General features: G+C 60.1%; 14 protein-coding genes. 8 read left to right on the top strand and 6 right to left on the bottom strand.

The window, feature by feature from the left end:
- Positions 1–123 precede the first annotated feature (123 nt).
- Positions 124–1,389 carry a cytochrome P450 gene (locus M1D93_RS20315; protein ID WP_461175278.1) on the bottom strand — a complete coding sequence of 422 codons (1,266 nt, stop codon included), beginning with the start codon at positions 1,387–1,389 and terminating at the stop codon, positions 124–126.
- A gap of 884 nt (positions 1,390–2,273) precedes the next feature.
- On the opposite strand from M1D93_RS20315, the gene M1D93_RS20310 reads away from it, so the two are divergent.
- Both M1D93_RS20310 and M1D93_RS20305 read left to right on the top strand, forming a co-directional pair.
- Positions 2,274–3,059, top strand: a complete 786-nt coding sequence (locus tag M1D93_RS20310) for an SDR family oxidoreductase (RefSeq protein WP_461175277.1) — start codon at positions 2,274–2,276, stop codon at positions 3,057–3,059.
- A gap of 278 nt (positions 3,060–3,337) precedes the next feature.
- Positions 3,338–3,670 (top strand): CHY zinc finger protein, encoded by a 333-nt coding sequence (locus M1D93_RS20305; protein ID WP_461175276.1) that lies wholly within the window; start codon positions 3,338–3,340, stop codon positions 3,668–3,670.
- Here the strand turns inward: M1D93_RS20305 and M1D93_RS20300 are convergent.
- Genes M1D93_RS20300 through M1D93_RS20290 form a run of 3 tightly spaced genes read right to left on the bottom strand, consistent with a single transcriptional unit; the run spans position 3,634 to position 5,694 of the window.
- Positions 3,634–4,269, bottom strand: a complete 636-nt coding sequence (locus M1D93_RS20300) for an energy-coupling factor transporter transmembrane component T family protein (RefSeq protein WP_461175275.1) — start codon at positions 4,267–4,269, stop codon at positions 3,634–3,636. The genes M1D93_RS20305 and M1D93_RS20300 overlap by 37 nt on opposite strands.
- Complete coding sequence (locus M1D93_RS20295) at positions 4,266–4,967, bottom strand: energy-coupling factor ABC transporter ATP-binding protein (protein ID WP_461175274.1); 702 nt, start codon at positions 4,965–4,967, stop codon at positions 4,266–4,268. The genes M1D93_RS20300 and M1D93_RS20295 overlap by 4 nt, the downstream gene beginning before the upstream one ends.
- Before the next feature lie 34 nt (positions 4,968–5,001).
- Positions 5,002–5,694, bottom strand: a complete 693-nt coding sequence (locus M1D93_RS20290) for a biotin transporter BioY (RefSeq protein ID WP_461175273.1) — start codon at positions 5,692–5,694, stop codon at positions 5,002–5,004.
- Between the two features lie 831 nt (positions 5,695–6,525).
- Between M1D93_RS20290 and M1D93_RS20285 the strand changes: the two genes are divergently transcribed.
- Together M1D93_RS20285 and M1D93_RS20280 are read left to right on the top strand one after the other, a co-directional pair.
- Positions 6,526–7,704 carry an ATP-binding protein gene (locus M1D93_RS20285; RefSeq protein WP_461175272.1) on the top strand — a complete coding sequence of 393 codons (1,179 nt, stop codon included), beginning with the start codon at positions 6,526–6,528 and terminating at the stop codon, positions 7,702–7,704.
- Between the two features lie 309 nt (positions 7,705–8,013).
- The gene (locus tag M1D93_RS20280; RefSeq protein ID WP_461175271.1) at positions 8,014–9,792 is read left to right on the top strand and encodes a hypothetical protein; all 1,779 of its coding nucleotides are present in this window, start codon (positions 8,014–8,016) and stop codon (positions 9,790–9,792) included.
- Between the two features lie 535 nt (positions 9,793–10,327).
- Here the strand turns inward: M1D93_RS20280 and M1D93_RS20275 are convergent.
- Positions 10,328–10,942 (bottom strand): hypothetical protein, encoded by a 615-nt coding sequence (locus tag M1D93_RS20275; protein ID WP_461175270.1) that lies wholly within the window; start codon positions 10,940–10,942, stop codon positions 10,328–10,330.
- A 338-nt stretch (positions 10,943–11,280) separates the two neighbouring features.
- The gene (locus M1D93_RS20270) at positions 11,281–11,931 is read right to left on the bottom strand and encodes an acyl-CoA-like ligand-binding transcription factor (protein ID WP_461175269.1); all 651 of its coding nucleotides are present in this window, start codon (positions 11,929–11,931) and stop codon (positions 11,281–11,283) included.
- 440 nt (positions 11,932–12,371) lie between these two features.
- Between M1D93_RS20270 and M1D93_RS20265 the strand changes: the two genes are divergently transcribed.
- From M1D93_RS20265 to M1D93_RS20250, 4 genes are all read left to right on the top strand, one after another.
- Positions 12,372–13,292 (top strand): SDR family NAD(P)-dependent oxidoreductase, encoded by a 921-nt coding sequence (locus M1D93_RS20265; protein ID WP_461175268.1) that lies wholly within the window; start codon positions 12,372–12,374, stop codon positions 13,290–13,292.
- A 562-nt stretch (positions 13,293–13,854) separates the two neighbouring features.
- Complete coding sequence (locus M1D93_RS20260; RefSeq protein WP_461175267.1) at positions 13,855–14,307, top strand: SDR family oxidoreductase; 453 nt, start codon at positions 13,855–13,857, stop codon at positions 14,305–14,307.
- Positions 14,308–14,722: 415 nt separating this feature from the next.
- A complete protein-coding gene (locus tag M1D93_RS20255; RefSeq protein WP_461175266.1) occupies positions 14,723–15,007 on the top strand; it encodes a hypothetical protein in 285 nt (94 codons plus the stop codon).
- Positions 15,008–15,067: 60 nt separating this feature from the next.
- Complete coding sequence (locus M1D93_RS20250; RefSeq protein WP_461175265.1) at positions 15,068–16,264, top strand: MFS transporter; 1,197 nt, start codon at positions 15,068–15,070, stop codon at positions 16,262–16,264.
- The last annotated feature ends 94 nt before the right edge of the window (positions 16,265–16,358 follow it).

Genomic DNA, 16,358 nt, shown 5'->3' with positions numbered 1-16,358 from the left:
GCCACACCTTGGGGCTACTCTTTGCAGGCGTCCCTCCATGCAGGAGCCGCACTCACAGCAGGCGCGTCGTCCCACTACCGAGCTCTTCACCTGCCGCTGGCTTGAAAGCCGCACTGCTGCTGGTCACGACGCCACTAGTCGCGCGCCGTGCTCACGAAGTGCAACGATGCGCATCCGAGCGGTCTCAAACATGTCGTTGCTACTCCTGTCCACATTCCGCGCCACATCGTCCTCAGTAAACGAGTACTCCTCGACTCGCTCAAGCAGTCGCTGCACCGTCGCCGCTACCACGGCCATGACCACATGGGAGCCGAGGCAGTTGTGGACTCCGGCCCCGAAGGAGAGGTGCTGATACCCTCGCCGCTCGGGATCGAACTCGTCGGGGTTGTCGAACTTGGCCGGATCGGCATTGGCCGCCGCTATGTGCAGAAGGAGCCGATCGCCCTTGCTGATGCGAATTCCGGCGAGATCGACGTCGCGTGTAGCAGTACGTGCCGTCGTCGTGGCCGGGTTGAAGTTGCGCATTCCCTCCACGAGGAAGTCGGGAATTTGATCCGGGTTGGTGCGGAGCTGCTCCCGCAGCTCAGGCCGGGCCGCCAGATAGAGCATGGTGTGCGCCGTTAGGGATTGCGGGTTCTCCAAGGCGGCCATCAATATCTGCATGACGATGCCTTGAACCTCGGCGTCTGAGAACTGTCCGTCCTGCAGGAGAATCGAAATCACGTCGTCACGCGGGTCCTTCTTTCGCGCCTGGACGACCTCGTCTACATACTCGAGGGCCTCTGGCAACGACATCACCACATGGTCGGAATCACCGGTCGCCGAGGTGTCACGGGTGAGCTCGGTCGGGCCGACTAAAGCGCGGAAGATCGCCGCCGGATCCTGCAGCTCAAGTCCCACCATCGTGGTGACAACTCCCGCCACGATCGACATGCTCACGTCGTGGACGATGTCGAACTCACCTTTCGGCAAGAACCGATCTAGCACACCGTCTACGTGTGACATGATCATGTCGCTCTTCGCCGCCACACGACGCTTGGAGAAGGGCCTGGCCAACGCGGCCCGCGGGGCATCATGGCGCTCCCCATCGACGAAGAAGAACATGCCCGGGGTCTCGCCCATCTCCCGGATCCCCTCAGGCTGCGGGATCATGGGACCGAACTGGCTGGCGCCATCCACGGGGTTCATGGTGAAGGTCTCGGGGTCCAGCATCACTGCCTGGGTCGTATCGTAATCAGTGACGACCCAGAACCCGCCATAGTTCTCGGTCCACACCGGCCCTTCGGCACGGAGCTGCTTGTTGATCTCCCGATAGTTCTGTCCATACTCGGCCGTGTGATGGTCGAACGGGCAGACCTTACGCCCGTCTGCCCGCGTCTCAATTCTCACGTGCACGTGTCCTCCTCCTAGATGATGCCGACCTGGGGTTCTGCGCGACACCCTTACTGCGCGAAGGGCGAAGATATAACGTAGATCACATAACCTACAGTATAGCGAACGCTACGTCAACCTCTCGGTTGCACTGGCCGGTTTCAATTCCCTCAAGACGGCGGAGAGCGCCTATCGGTCCGACTGCCTGACATGCGGAAGAGTGGTCCACCCCGGAGCGACCTCCTGCGGCTGTGCTGAAGATTCTGCTGTCAGGCTCCACCGGCTCTCGATACTTACAGATGGATTCAATGCCCGTGCGCTGGAGACAGTGCGCGAAACCATAGAGGATCAACTCGGTCGGCTCTAACGGCTCTTCTGGTGCCCTATCGAGTACCAAGGAACCGACGAGCTGAGCGGTTGCTCCCACTGCCTGTTCTAAGGCAGTGTCCCAATTCCTTGGAACTGGAACACCTATTGTGTCCGGGTGCCAAGGGCCCGTACACGTCGCGGTCTCGCGATTCCTGCCGAAGATGAGTGCGATGGCCTCCTTCTGCCGTTGCTGCTCGCGTTCGCTGTGGCTCCACCCGCTGGCGCTGCTCTTGTGGTGGGGTGGGAGGAGGCTCCCGGGGGCTGCCATGGTGGCTTTTGGACTCACAGAGGCTTCTCGGTGGGCGTAGCGAAGCATTGCGCCGGGACGCCCCTCTTCTCAGATAGTTCCCCAATTCGCGATGTGTCCTCCCCTGAAGACTTGGAGCCTCACGCTAGTGGCAACGTTGAGAATAGAAGGTGGCGATTTAGCCCCGAGTCGTTGAAATAGACTGACTCCTGGTCTTCTCCGCCTGTTCTGGTGGAGAACGCGCGTTCACTGCGCCCCGACGTCGACGAAGACAAGAGGAAACACAATGAATAGGACCTATGTGGTCACCGGAGCCGCATCCGGGATTGGCAAGGCCACCGCAGAACGACTCCAAGCTGATGGACACAACGTCATCGGCGTCGACATCAAGGACGCAGATGTCATCGCGAATCTCAGCACTGACGACGGGCGCACCGCGATGGTGCGTGAGGTCGAGGAACGATCCGGCGGGAAGATCGACGGCATCATTGCCGTAGCTGGACTCGGTGCGGCCAGCTCTGTCACGGTCGCAGTGAACTACTTCGGCGCCAAGGCCACACTGGAAGGGCTCCGTCCCTTCCTCTCCGGCTCGGATGCTCCGCGGGCGGTGGTCGTGGCATCGTTCGCCGTTGTCGAAGAGGTTGAAGAAAGCCTCTACGAACTCCTCCTCGCTGATGACGAGCCAGGAGCTTTTGCCGAGACGGAACGCCTCGGTGCCGTGAAAAATACTATGGGCGGGAGTGCCGCCTACATCGCGTCCAAGAAGGCCATCGCCCATTGGGTGCGCACCCACGCCAAAGACCCCGAATGGGCAGGTGCCGGAATTGCACTGAACGTCGTCGCTCCCGGTATCATCGCAACGCCCATGACGGCAGAGGTGTTGCAGACGCCTGAGGGCCGTGCTTCGCTCGAGGCGGGAGTGCCGTCGCCTCTGAACGGACCAGCAGCACCGCCTGCCGCCCCCGCTGCGCTCCTTGCCTGGCTTGCCAGCGCGGAAAACACCCACGTCACCGGGCAAATCATCTTCATCGATGGCGGGGCGGAGAGCATGCGTCGCCCGGAACTCATCTGATCGTCACCACGCGGGCAGGAGGTGGCAACGTGCACTCCGCTCGCCTCCGCAGCGGACTGAGCCACGCGCATCGAACGGCCACTTTTCGAAGGACCGGCTGCGCTCAGCGCAGCCGGTCCCATTTCGCTCTCGGCGAGGGCAAGGGCCACGGACCTGGGCTGCAATGTCCAGGAGGGCATCGATGAAACTAAGATGGGCGCAGGTTCCATCCGCCCGGGCATTCGTCAAAAGCCGGTGCATGTAAACTTTGTGCGCCCTCACACGACTGGAAGGACTTTATGGAGGTTCATGGCAAAACGGTCGACGAGCAGACGCGCTGCGTCCACTACCGGACCCGCAAAGACATCATCGCCGTTAAGTTCAACTGCTGCGGGAATTACTATCCCTGCTTCCGGTGTCATGAAGAATGTTCGGACCACCCGGTTAGGCTGTGGCCGGAGGATCAATGGCAGGAGCGGGCGATTCTCTGCGGGGTCTGCCGGACAGAGCTGAGCATTGCTGAGTACCGTTCAAGCACCCGCTGCCCGTCGTGCTCATCGGAGTTCAACGAGGCTTGCAGCAGTCACGCGCACCTTTATTTTGACACCTCGTCCAGTGTTTCGCTCTCGTAAGTGTCGGCTTCGAGGCCTCGGGCCGATATGGCATCGCCGATGGCTTCAGCAGTCTGGATGAGCCCGACGATAACGGGAACCACGATTTCATAGCTGTAAGCCTTTTGGCCGCGGGCCAGAAACGCCTCCCGCGCCGTGGTGACAGACGATGACAGAAGTGGAATCGCGCGTACCGTCAGCGACAGGACTAGGCTGGCCCGCCAAGGGCTTATGCCGATGTATCGCAGCGGTCCAAGCATTTTGCCGAAAAATTCGAGCATGTCGCTGCTGCGGGTGGTGTATGTGAGCAGGCTTGCCAGCAGAATGGCAATAAGTAGGCGGATGCCGAACGTTGCCCCGCGCTGCAGACTATGGAAAAGAATTTGGGCTGCGACCGTTAGCACCACGATGGGGACCACCGGTCGCACCGCCGCCCACACCAGTGGAGGCCGAATTCCTGCGGCCGGGTAGACCAGCAGACTGCACAGCAGGATCGCTCCTAGCGCATGCAGATTCTCTACGAGGAAAACAGCGGTGAGAATCAGGAACAGCAGTAGGAATTTGGCGGAGGTGGGCGCTCGGTGCAGCACAGAAGCACCGTCGACGTACAGGCCCATCATCGGCGGATGCGGTCCTTTTCACGATTGCCGATGAGACGTCGGTAAGCGGCCACGGCGTCCTGGGGTGAGCCATCGAAGTGAACCTGCCCCCGATCCATGAGGATGACTCGGTCGAAATCTTCAATGATTTCCAAGTGATGGGTCATCAGGATGACCTGCTGGCTCAGGTTTTCGACGGTGTCGAGGAAGATCTGTACGTTGTGCAAATCAAGGAGGGTGGTTGGTTCATCACAAATCAAAATGTCCGGTTGGGTGACCAGGACGGAGGCCAGGGCCAGCATTTGCTTCTGTCCTCCGGACAGGAGGTGAGCTGAGTGGCTGGACAGTTCCAACAACCCGTAACGGTCCAGAACTTCGGCCACGATATCTGCCTTTTCCAGCTTAGAAAGCTTTTGTCCCCGGAGCCCCAGGGCGACGTCCTCGGCAACAGAGGGCATGATGATCTGGTGATTGGCGTCCGAGAACATGAATCCCACTCTGCGACGCACCTGGATAGCGTTCTTGCGGGTGTCCACACCGTCCACCAGAACCGATCCCCGCCGCGGGATCAGCAAGCCGTTGAGGGTGCGGGCCAGGGTGGATTTGCCGCTCCCGTTTGCGCCAATGAAGGCAATCCGATGTTCGCGAAGGTCAAGGCTTACCTCCCTAAGCACGTCGAATCCGTCGAAGTCATGGCTGACGTCTTTCAGGGAAATCAAGGGCGCAGATCCTCTCAAGTGCTATTTGCGGGCCCTAGGCTCCGCTTTCGCCTCGCCGGATACCTACGGCCGGAACCGGATAGGCGCGGTGAACTGCAGCTGCCACCAGCGCGGCCAGCACTGCTTTCAGGATGTCACCTGGAAGGAACACCGCCGAGCTAATCAGAGTGACCCCGAGTTCCAAGCCTGTAAACAAGGGCGAAACAAGCGCTCCCAGCAGGTCAATGACCAGTACGCCACCGAGCAGCACGGCGACCAAAACCCTCGGAAAATACCGTTTCCCGGCACGGATCCTTTCCGTCAAAAAGCCGATGACGAAAGCGCCTGCGACCCATCCCAGGAAATAACCCAGCGATGGCGTCATAAACACACCGACACCTCCGCGACCTCCTGACAGCAGCGGGAGACCGGCCGCAACCAAAACCAAGAAGGCGACGATGGCCAGCGTCCCCCGCCGCGCCCCAAGAATGGCACCAGCCAGAAACACACCCAAGTTCTGCAGGACGATCGGTACCGCCAGACCTGCAACTGGAACCGCGACAAAACCCAAGGTTGCAATGAGCGCAGCAAACAAGGCAATCAGCCCAAGGTCACGCGGCAACAGCATGGTGCGTCCGGGGGAACGACGTACCTCAGCAGGCTGACTGAAAATGAGACTGTTTGGCATGCCCGAGCCGGGAGTTGTTCCGGAGTTCTCGGGGGCGGGAAGGTTTCCCTGAATCGTCATTGATAGATCCTTACGTCTGCTGGAATGTTCCTGCAGCAGACTTTAGTAAGCCCTTGACTGCTGAATTTTGGAGGGCTTCAACAAAAAATATGATGAACGGTTGGGCGGGCCAACGAAGGCCTCCGGCTACGACCAGATCACCCGTTGGCGCCGCTTATGGCGCGCGGCGTGGCCCGTTGGAAGACTCCGGACGTTTTCCCGATTCCGAAGAGATCAGGATGCTTTGGCCGACCCGTCAGATCCTGACCACGCCAAACACTCCGCATGGGTGGCTGAAATGACGGTTCCGTTGTGCCTTTTGACCCTGCCTTCCTGGACAACCCCCGCCGAACCCGGCGCAGGCCGAACAGTTCTGAATTCTCGGAATGTGGGCAACAATGCCACGAACGATGGCCCGAAACAACCCCTTTTACAGACACTCCCCCGCCTGTTTTGAAACGCCGATAATGTAGGTATGTAAGAAGGTAAGTTGAAGCTTCAAGTAAACGCCTTTCTGATAGCTTACTTGATGCCCCCTCCGTTGCTGTCGGGCAGCCTGCAACAGCCACTCAAATCACTGAACGGCGCGCCAAACAAGCCGGCAGCACGTCGGCCACGTGCGCCGCTTACCGGCGATTGCACAGCGAACGCGCAGCCAGCCCGGACATAGGTCAGTCCCAAACGCTGGAACTGGCAGGATAGTCCCTACATCGACATCCACGAGGCTTCGCTGACGGTCGCTATTGTGAGCTGCTATCGCCGCTCCGCCGTCCGGTGGCTACATGCTAACGAGTTATAGCCCCTTATAACAGCCATTGTTATAAGTCGTTAGAACTCGCTATCATCGGGTGAATGGATCCTGCACTGAACCCCTTCAACCCTGGCTCTGGTGTCCGCCCACCTGAGCTGGTAGGCCGTGATGGCGAGATTGATGCCTTCGATTTATTGGTTGCCCGGTCGAAGTCCAACACGGTAGGGGACCGGGGCATGGTACTTTCCGGCCTTCGCGGGGTCGGCAAGACCGTCCTGCTCAACGTGTTTGCGGAGCACGCCCGTCGCAACGACTGGCTGGTCCTCCAACTTGAGGCCCAGCCAGGCGAGGCCGGCAAAAAGGCCACCCGAGCAAAGCTCGCGCGTGAATTGGAATTGGGTGCCAGAAGGCTTCGGGGAAAGCCGGCTTGGACTTTCCTGCAGAACGCCATGGCCAGCATCGGCAACATCTCTGCCAGTCTGGGAGTAGCAGGTGTTTCGGCATCCGTGACCACCAAACAACAAGGGCGGGCCGACTCGGGCAACCTAGATATTGACCTCGAAGAGCTCGTCGAGGACGTTTCGCTGGCCATGCGGAAAGCCAGGGCCGGGTTTGGCCTGTTCATTGACGAAATGCAGGACCTGGATGAGGAGCTGCTGACCGTGCTGCTGTCCGTCCAGCACCTAGCGGGGCAGCGCGGCTGGCCCTTCTACATCATCGGAGCGGGCCTGCCCAACCTCCCAGGCAAGATTTCTGAAGCCAGAACGTACGGAGAGAGGCTGTTTCTCTACCGAACTATCGGCCAGGTCAACGAAGAAGCCGCTTCAGAAGCCCTCGCCTTGCCCATCAGCAGGCTTGGCGCCTCGCTGGCGCCCGACGCGCTGTCACTGCTGCTGTCGGCCGCGAACGGTTACCCCTTCTTCCTCCAGGTCTATGGGCGGTCAGTGTGGGAAGCGGCATCGGGGAAGATCATCAGCGCAGAGGACGCCCAAATGGCAGTACGCCTTGGCACCAGCGACCTGGACCACGGCTTCTTCGAAGCAAGGTGGCAGCGGGCCACCAACGCAGAACGCCTTTACCTCCGAGCCATGGCGCAGGACGGCGACAGTCCGTCCTCCACGGGAGAAATCGCAGATCGTCTGGGTAAGTCAACAACCAAGCTTGCGGTCATCCGTTCCCGGCTCATCGCCAAAGGTGTCGTGTATGCGCCCGAATACGGTTCTATCCAGTTCACGGTTCCCGGGATGGCGGGCTTTATCGCTCGCCAAGGAGAAGACTAACGATGATTTGGTGGGGCGGTTGGGCAATTTCAGTGGCGGAACTGACCTGAAGGGAAGTCCAGCTGGCAGAAGGAGGGCACCATGCTTCGATACGGGATATTGGCGGCTGCGTCGGTGACGTCCCTCGTGGCAAATGGCGGACGTGTAGCACATGCATGTAGTGAGGTGCTCACGGAAGCAGAGCCCCGCAGCCCCTCTAGAGGCACGGTGGGCAGATGAGGTCAAGGCGACTCGAAAGGAAGAGACGCTGTCAAGCAGCAAGCCGTCCGTAAGCCCAATGGAGCGGGGACGGCGGCAGACTTACTTTGAATGGAGGCAAACGTGGCGCTCAGGGGACTTAGCCAAGGCAGGATTAACTGGTCCAAAATCAATGAGGTTGATTTCAACCAACTTGTAGAAGTTCTGCTGCTCAAGATGTACGACAAGAAGCCCCACCGGGCCGAAGTCCTTCGCGGCGCCGGCGGCGATGGCGGTATTGATGTGGCTGTGTGGCTGGGAAACCGTGTCACCAAAATTTTCCAGCTGAAGTACTTTCCTGAGGGCTTCACCGGCGAGTTCCGAAAGGTGCGCCGCCCTCAGGTTGAGAAGTCGTTCAAAGCAGCGTGGAAGAATCACACGCCCAGCGAGTGGATTCTCGTGATGCCTCCTGATCCGCATAAGAACGAGCGAGACTTCGTTCTCGGACTTGCGGCCGACAAGGCGGTGGAGGTTGACATCTGGGGACAGGAAAAGCTGGCCGCGGCGCTGACTGACTACCCAGAAGTCGAACGTGCCTTCCTTCGAGATGAGCTCGTCGATGTACTTCGACAGATCAACCAAGAGAAGGCCGGCTTGGTGGGTAACACGGACCTAACGGAGCGGGTGGAAGACCTTATGTCACTCGCCGACACCCGAAGCAAGTATTGGGACACGACAATCACCAAAGAAGGCGGTGTTGTCTTCGAGGACTACGTACCCAAACATCCCGATGCCATGGAGAAGGAGCCGATTCATACCCAACTGAACTTTAATTTCGGACCAGAGCACAGCGCCGTAGTTGAGCAACTGAAGGAGCAACTGGGCTACGGCCTCCTGCAAGCCCTTGACTTGCCTGGAGATGCGGCCTCACTAACCCGAACTGGGCCTGCATGGGTGGCCCCCATGCCGCAAATGACGCTGGAAAGAGTGCGCCTGTCACCAGCTGCCCTCGAAAAATCTCAGAACAAGCCACTGACCATGAATATTGTCGACAACTTTGGCTTCACTAAGGGGCGATACGAAGGACGCATACTTCGAGCGGCTCACGGCCCCCGTGGAGCGCAGCTTCTGTGCGAGCTCATGCATGTGCTCACGATGACATTCAAGCTACCTCGGAACGGCGTGGGGGATACACCGGAATGTAAGCTCAGCTTTTCTCCGAGCGGCGCTTCTGTGCGGGATGTTCATGGAGCTATCTCATTGCTGGACAGCTTCCGCTCTGGGTGCAAGGTCGAGTTGTACGCCGCTGGCGGGCGTCTGGCGACAATCGGTGTACACGATGTTCAAGATGCCCCGCCGTCCACCGATGACTGGACTAGACAGTTAGTGGAGGACCTTTACGTCATTGAGCAAGCGCTGCACAATGTCTCTTTCTCCGTTCCCCACGAAACCACACACATCGAGCGCATCGGCATCAGGATAGCCCGGCTATTCCTTGAGGGATACCAAACCGTCATGCCTCTTGGACAAGCGATGTCCATGACTCTGAATGGAGAAATAGACGACGGCTTGAAACCGCTGCTGCTTGAAGGAAGCACTGTGTTCGCGACCCAACCGACCACTGCCCTGGAGATTCTCGGTCACAAATACAACCTGGGCCCGGGATTTGTCTACCACCCCCGTGTCAAAGCCATAGACGGCGAGCGAATATGGAAGTTGCTGGAGAGCGGAGAGGGTGCCGGCCTGAAGGTAAAGCTCGCGCCGATAGACGATACGCCATTCCGGATCTGGGTCCAGCGGGATGAAAAAGGCCAGGCAGAGGAACAACCGCCATTTCGACCGTGGGGCGTGCCTGGTATCAAAGACCCGGAAATCGGGGACGAGCCTGCACCCAACGCTCACATGGAGTGAAGCAGCACTCTCCCGCCGGCGAAGGATTCGCTTCTGCCCGGCACCTGCTATATACCAGCGCTTCTGCACGCCTTGACGAGTGATTCCGAATGCCCTGCCGATTTCCTAGGAGATGCCGTCCCGGCTGCGGCTACCGCGTCATCGAGCTGGGTCTCGATCTTCTTGAGTTGCTCACCAACGTGCCGATGGTGTGGAGGTGCAGTTCAGGCGCGATGTGTAAGCGCCATCGATCCACGAACACCCAGATCATGTTGCATTCGGGTGTCAGCAGGCTGATCTGCGTGTTACGGATCAGGTCGAAAGTAACCACCTCCGAGCCAGACCCAACCCCAACAAAAGTTGGTCTGACTGGAGCCTCGGCAGCATCTGTCTAAAGCCATTGGGCCGGCTCAGGTGTCTGTTTCGTCAATTGCCGCAGCGAGAATGTCTAGGTCCTCTGCGCTCAACTCATGCGAGAACAACCAGATTTCCGAGAAGAACAGCTACCGCAACGATCCAAGGAATGTCGGCGGCTGATGTTGCGTCGATCTGCTACTTAGAACTCCGAAACGCGGGAGCCCAACCATCTGTTGGCTCCGGGGAACGTGAAGGTGCCCATCGGGGAGGCGTCCTGATCGCGATGGCGACTTCGACGCACCTTCACGTTTGCGAGAGGCGTGTCAACCCACAGATCCGGGCGAGCATCGGCTGTGCGAATCATGTAGAACAAGCTTTGTCCGACTGCAATTCTCAGTGGGTACAGTTTCGCGTCCGTTGTATCCAGCACGAGGACGCCTGATTTCAAGTTGCTCATTGTTCTGTCGGAAATGAGCCTTGCGGGCGAAACGCTAAACCGTAGCTCTTGGCCACCAAAGTGTTCAGGCAGAATGTCCTGCGGCCCTAGATTCGTGAGTTTCAGTTCAACGTCGAATTGAATAGGGGGATTTGGCGGAACGACCTCCACGCCCTTGTCGGTCATAAGGCTGAAGGGCTTCAAGGGGCGAATCCGATAGTCAATCTGAAGCAGGTTACGCCTAGTTCCCCACCGACGGGCTGCCCACACTCCGAAGAAGATGGCAACGATGGCAACGATCACGCCTGCGATGGTGAACAACAACGACCAGTCGATTTGATTCACAGCTTCGGAGGCCGGGCCGGGCGAGGGTGTCATGTCCAAAGCTTAGACAGCCAATCCAATGGTGTCAGTGGTTTCGGACGATGCATGCTTTTCGTCAATAGCGTCTTTGAAGCAGCTGGATATTGCATCTGATGCAACATCAACCGATTTAGGTTCACATAATCTCCATTATCGGCTCTTGAGTATGACGAGTTGAAACAGGAGAGAGGGCCCCCCGCCTTGGCCTGCGAGCTTCACGGTTCTGGCCGCTATTGGACGACATCGGAGACAGAGAAGCAGTACCGAGACGTGAGACGGCGCACTCCCATCAACGAAGAGTCCACTGTCTCTCGACCGCGTTTGATGCTCACCGGCAGTGAGAAACTCCTCCGTCACAACTTCTCAAGGGATACGGCTAAGCTTCGCCGGGGTGCATGGAGCAGCTGTCGTAGCGCTCCGCATATCTCGCGTAGGCTCATGTCCAGACGACCAAGTACCGCCTCACGGTCGACGTCACAATTCTGGGGATGACGAAACTCGGTGACAAGTACTCCCTGGCAAGCTCCGGCGATCGCCATCGGAACCACAGTGCGTGATTCAATTCCCTGATTCCTAGCGATGCTCTCGGCGATGACCCGCTTCCATCTCTCCCAGTGCTCGTAGGCCTCAGCGCGGAGCGAGGGATTGTTGTCTAACAACTTAAAGCGTTCGAGCCACACCTCGCTCGAGTACAAGGCTGACCGGGTCGAGTAGATGATAGCTGCCCTGATGGCGTCCAGAACGTCGCCGTCCACATCCGAGGATTTGATCTTAGAGCGCAGCTCCGCGATCGTGACATCGAACGGAGCCCACACCACCCCGGACTTGGACCCGAAATACCGGAAGAAGGTCGTACGGCCGATACCAGCCGCGTTGGCGATCGTCTCGACGCTCACCGCGCCGTATCCGTCGCGAAGCATCAACGCCAATGCGATGTGCTCAACCGCTTCCCTGGTCGCCGCCGGCGGTCGACCAGGTCCTTTCACATCCCGTACTACCGTCATCCCTCCAATGTAGATGGCCGCAGCTGCCGGTTCGCATCACGCTGCAGGCATCTCGCCTTTTTAGTACTGAGTTCCACTATGCTGTAAGCGCCGACAGAAAGCACCTATCAGGGGCTGCTGCCGACTCGGTTCTGCACACCGTGGTGCCGAATAGACGTACTAAGGAGAATTTTCCTGCGCGCATGGCAGCTCACTAGTGAAGGTTCACCGCTTGTTCTCTATCAGGTTCCCGGTCCCGGTCCCAGTTATCGGCATCAGGCCTCGGGGCTCTGTCACAGCAGGGAGGACGGGTCATCTCGGACCTGGTGAAGTGGGAGATCCAGGAAGGACACGAGTCACTCCGTGATCCCAAGATCAACCGCGTCGTCCCCACGTCGTACATGAACGCCGACCACCGCACATCTCTTAGCAATAATCACTACTTGGAAGGACTCACCTAAATGTCTGAAATGCGATTTGACGACCGAGTCGTCATTGTTACCGGCGGTGGCCGCGGAATCGGACGGGCGCACGCCCGGATGCTCGGCTCGCGAGGCGCGCATGTCGTCGTCAACGATCTTGGCGCTGCGCCCGATGGCACCAGCAGCTCGGAAGGCCCTGCGGCTGAAGTAGTCGAGGAGATTAGGAAGGCTGGAGGAAGCGCCGTCGCGAATACCGCGTCGGTCGCCACTCGTGAAGGCGCAGAAAGTATCGTGCAGCTCGCCATTGACGAGTTCGGCAAGGTCGACGCCGTGATCAACAACGCCGGCATTGTCGTCAGCAAGGCCTTCGAAGAGACCCCCGAGGAAGACTTCCGGCGCACGATGGAGGTGAGCTACTTTGGTACGTTGTACATGAGTCTTGCAGCACTTCCCCACATGCGCTCGGCGGGCTACGGCCGCATCGTGAACACGTCATCTGCGGGGCTGACCGGTTTTCCCGGGGTCATTGCCTACGGCGGGTCAAAGGCCGCACTCTTGGGCCTCACCCTCGGACTGGCTGCAGAGCTCAAGGATACGGACACCAACATAACCGTCAACGCGCTCGTCCCCGTGGCAGCGTCCCGTCTCGTCGACGACACCTTCCCTGAGGACGAGCGCGAAGCGATCTACCGCAAACTCGCCCCGGAGTTCGTCTCGGCCGGCGCGCTGTACCTCGCACACGAGGACAATACCGTCTCAGGCGAGTTCTTCTCGCTGGGTGGTGGCCGTGCGTCGCGCTGGATCTTAAAGGAGACCGCGGGATTCTTCGATCCAGAACTGAGCCCCGAATCCTTCCGCGACAACTTAGGGCTCATTAGAGAGGACACAGGCCTGCAGCCTGCAACCGTCGCGCAGCAGATGCAGAACGCGTACGACCAGGTTGGTCGCACTAAGAGCTGACGACACGAGCGTGACCGGCGTCGGCGGAGCGGCGCCCGTCATGCGGTCCGAACCGTTCCGGTGAACAAGACGAGGGTACACAGATTCATATGTACGAGACCGGCAGGTCTACCCAGACTGACTGGCAGCTGCTCGCTCCAACCAAAGATCTACCTAACGGTCACGTCGTTTCCCAGAAATCGCTTTGCCCACGGTCTGGCTTGCGGAGGAACTCAGGGTCAAATGCTGTATTCGGGCCAGTTCGTCTCGGTGGACACGTCGGCGAGGAGTACCGGGTGCCCCACGTCCAAAGCGTCCAGGCACGGTCCTTGAACGAGGCTCTATGGCAGCAGCAAGAAAGGTTTCCCGCCCTACCATAGAGGCGCAGGTGTTGGGACCGTGGCGTGATCGGCAGGGGGCAGCATGAGTATCCAAGGATGGTTCAGTGGGCCTGTGGCGATCACCGGTTCCAGTGGACAGATGGGCAGGGCGTTGCAGCAACGGCTTACCGTTCTGCCCAACGAGGTCCGGGCGCTGGGCCGGCTGGATGACCTGATGGTGGCCTTTCCGGGATGCTTCTGCCGTGGTTCACTTGGCCGGGACGCTGCGGCCGAAGCGTCCCAACACCTATGAGGGGGCGAACCTCGACACGGTCGCCGCGACCGTCGCAGCGTTGGAGGGGTCCGGGGCCCGTCGGGTGGTGTTCCTGTCCTATCTCGACGCCGACCCCGCCTCGGGCAACCCGTACCTGCGGGCCAAGGGACAGGCCGAGGAGATGTTGCGGGCCTTGGACGTCCCCGTGGTAATTTTCCGCGCCGCCCACATTTACGGTCCGCCGGAAGAGCCCGGCCCGACAGTGGCCGCCATGCTTTCCCGGGCGGGGAAGGCGGTGTCGGTGTTGGGGCCGGGTACCCAGCGTTATGCCTGGATCAGCCGCGAGGACGTGGCCCGAGGCCCTGACCCGGGCGGCCCTGGACCCGGCAACCCCGACCGGGACTTTCGAGCTGACCGGTCCGCAGTCGCTGACCGTCGATGAGTTCGTGGCGCACATCAATACTCCTGGTGTCCGGATCCGGCACTTGCCGGCCGGTGTCGCCCGTCTCCTGGGTAAGGTGGTGCCCTCACTGCCGGGCCCCTTGGTTGACGTGATGCTGAGGGACTGCCAGTCCACTGCGGATCGGAAGGAGACCGCCAACCTCTTCGGTCTGACCCTCCATCGCGTGGAAGAGACCTGGCCGCGGCGGCCTTGACCGCAGATCTCAGTCCGCGGCCTGAGATCTCGGGCGGGACCAGGCGCTGCTCGCCTCCCTTCCCACCGGCCTGCTGATCAACGGCCAATGGCTCCTGGTTCACATCGGCTGCTCGACCCCGACCGGGCAAGCCGGGTTATAAAGTCGACGAGGACGATGCCACCGTCCGCCGCCTACCCATCCGGGAGGAGACGCCCACCCATGACACAAACATTCCTGGCAAGGCCACACCCGGACACCGTCGAGACGACGAGCCTTTGGCGCATTCTCACGTACGCCGGGACAATCGTTGCCTTCCTCATCGGCTCCGGCTTCACAACCGGGCAGGAAGTCCTCCAATACTTCGCTTCCCACGGGTACTGGGGTAGCTTCGGCACCGGAGGCCTGGTCCTCGTCCTGATGACCTGTGTCGCTGTCGAGTTCCTCTCTCTCGGCCAGCTAGGCGGGCACGGGCGGGAGTCCGATGCAAGGGTCGTGCCACAATAAGGTCGGCCCCAATTACAGGCGAAGGCGTGGATACACAATTTGGGAGCAGGAGTAGGGCGCGTGCCGGTGGCTGAACGGGTAGTAACAATACGCAGGGCACGGGTTGGCGCCGCTTTCCTCGGCATCCTGCTCATCGCCGTGAACCTGCGGGTAGCCTTTGTGATCGTGGGTCCGGTGCTTTCCGATATCGGCGCCGAATTCGCGTGGTCAGGCAGCACCGCAGGCCTGCTGACCGGGCTGCCGTTGATTTCTTTTGCCGTTTTCTCCCCTGTCGCCCCGGCTCTGGCGCGCCGGATGGGCCTGGATCGTGCGTTGGGGGTATCGCTGCTGCTGCTTTCGGTAGGAATCATCGGCCGCTCCTTTGGGGTGGAAGCCGCGGTTTGGATCGGTACCGTGCTGATCGGTACTGGCATCGCCTTCCTGAATGTATTGCTGCCCTCGCTGGTTAAGCGGGACGTCCCTGCGCGGGTCAGCCAGGTGACCGGAATTTACACTGCCGTCCAGGGTGCCGTCGCCGCGTCCGGTGCCGCCGTCGTCGTTCCTATTGCCCAGGCCAGCACGTACGGGTGGCGGTTAGGACTGGGGATCTGGGCGGGGTTGGCGCTGATCGCGCTGGCCATTCTGCTCCCGAAGCTGTTGTCCCCGAATCCGATCGCGGCGAAGGTCCAAGGCCAGACCATTGAGCTTCGCTCCCCGTGGAGATCCGCGCTGGGCTGGCAGGTCGCGCTCTTCATGGGGCTGCAGTCGTTGGGGTTCTACGTCATGGTCGCCTGGCTACCCAGCATCGAGCAAGAACTGGGGATACCCGCGGCCACCTCCGGCCTGCACACCTCGGTGTTCCTGCTGGTTGGCGTGCTGGCAAGCCTGGCCGCGGGGACGGTGCTGCACCATACGTCCGATCAGCGGCCGATCGCCTTTGGCAGCAGCATGCTCGCGTTCTGCGCGTATGCCGGGCTCTGCCTTGCACCGCAACTCACACTATTGTGGGTGGTGGTCGGAGCCTTGGGCAGCGGGAGTCTCATTGTGATTGCGCTGTCGCTGTTCAGTCTTCGCACCGGAAACCACCAACAGGCCGCCTCGCTTTCGGGAATGGCCCAGACAGTGGGCTACGCGATCGCCGCCGCCGGGCCGGTGGCATTCGGTGCCCTCCGCGATCTCAGCGGCGGCTGGGCCCTCCCGCTGACCATCACCGCAATGCTAATGCTCGTTTTGTCCGTTATGGCCCTACTGTGCGGGAGGAACCGTGTCATCAGGTGAGCTTGTCCGTTTAGGCGTGCAGCAGCTTCCCATGCGGGAGTTATCCAGTCCGAAGTGTAGACGAGATTCGGGCCTCCGTGGCCTTCCGTCCCCG

The organism is Arthrobacter sp. Z1-9, from assembly GCF_054792695.1.
Note: the sequence above shows the minus strand (reverse complement) of the source record. Positions and strands in the feature narration are given on the sequence as shown.

Coding starts and splice junctions, on each gene's coding strand:
- M1D93_RS20310 (WP_461175277.1), top strand. CDS start 2,274: ATGAATAGGACCTATGTGGTCACCGGAGCCGCATCCGGGATTGGCAAG.
- M1D93_RS20305 (WP_461175276.1), top strand. CDS start 3,338: ATGGAGGTTCATGGCAAAACGGTCGACGAGCAGACGCGCTGCGTCCAC.
- M1D93_RS20300 (WP_461175275.1), bottom strand. CDS start 4,269: ATGATGGGCCTGTACGTCGACGGTGCTTCTGTGCTGCACCGAGCGCCC.
- M1D93_RS20290 (WP_461175273.1), bottom strand. CDS start 5,694: ATGACGATTCAGGGAAACCTTCCCGCCCCCGAGAACTCCGGAACAACT.
- M1D93_RS20285 (WP_461175272.1), top strand. CDS start 6,526: ATGGATCCTGCACTGAACCCCTTCAACCCTGGCTCTGGTGTCCGCCCA.
- M1D93_RS20280 (WP_461175271.1), top strand. CDS start 8,014: ATGGAGGCAAACGTGGCGCTCAGGGGACTTAGCCAAGGCAGGATTAAC.
- M1D93_RS20275 (WP_461175270.1), bottom strand. CDS start 10,942: ATGACACCCTCGCCCGGCCCGGCCTCCGAAGCTGTGAATCAAATCGAC.
- M1D93_RS20270 (WP_461175269.1), bottom strand. CDS start 11,931: ATGACGGTAGTACGGGATGTGAAAGGACCTGGTCGACCGCCGGCGGCG.
- M1D93_RS20265 (WP_461175268.1), top strand. CDS start 12,372: ATGTCTGAAATGCGATTTGACGACCGAGTCGTCATTGTTACCGGCGGT.
- M1D93_RS20255 (WP_461175266.1), top strand. CDS start 14,723: ATGACACAAACATTCCTGGCAAGGCCACACCCGGACACCGTCGAGACG.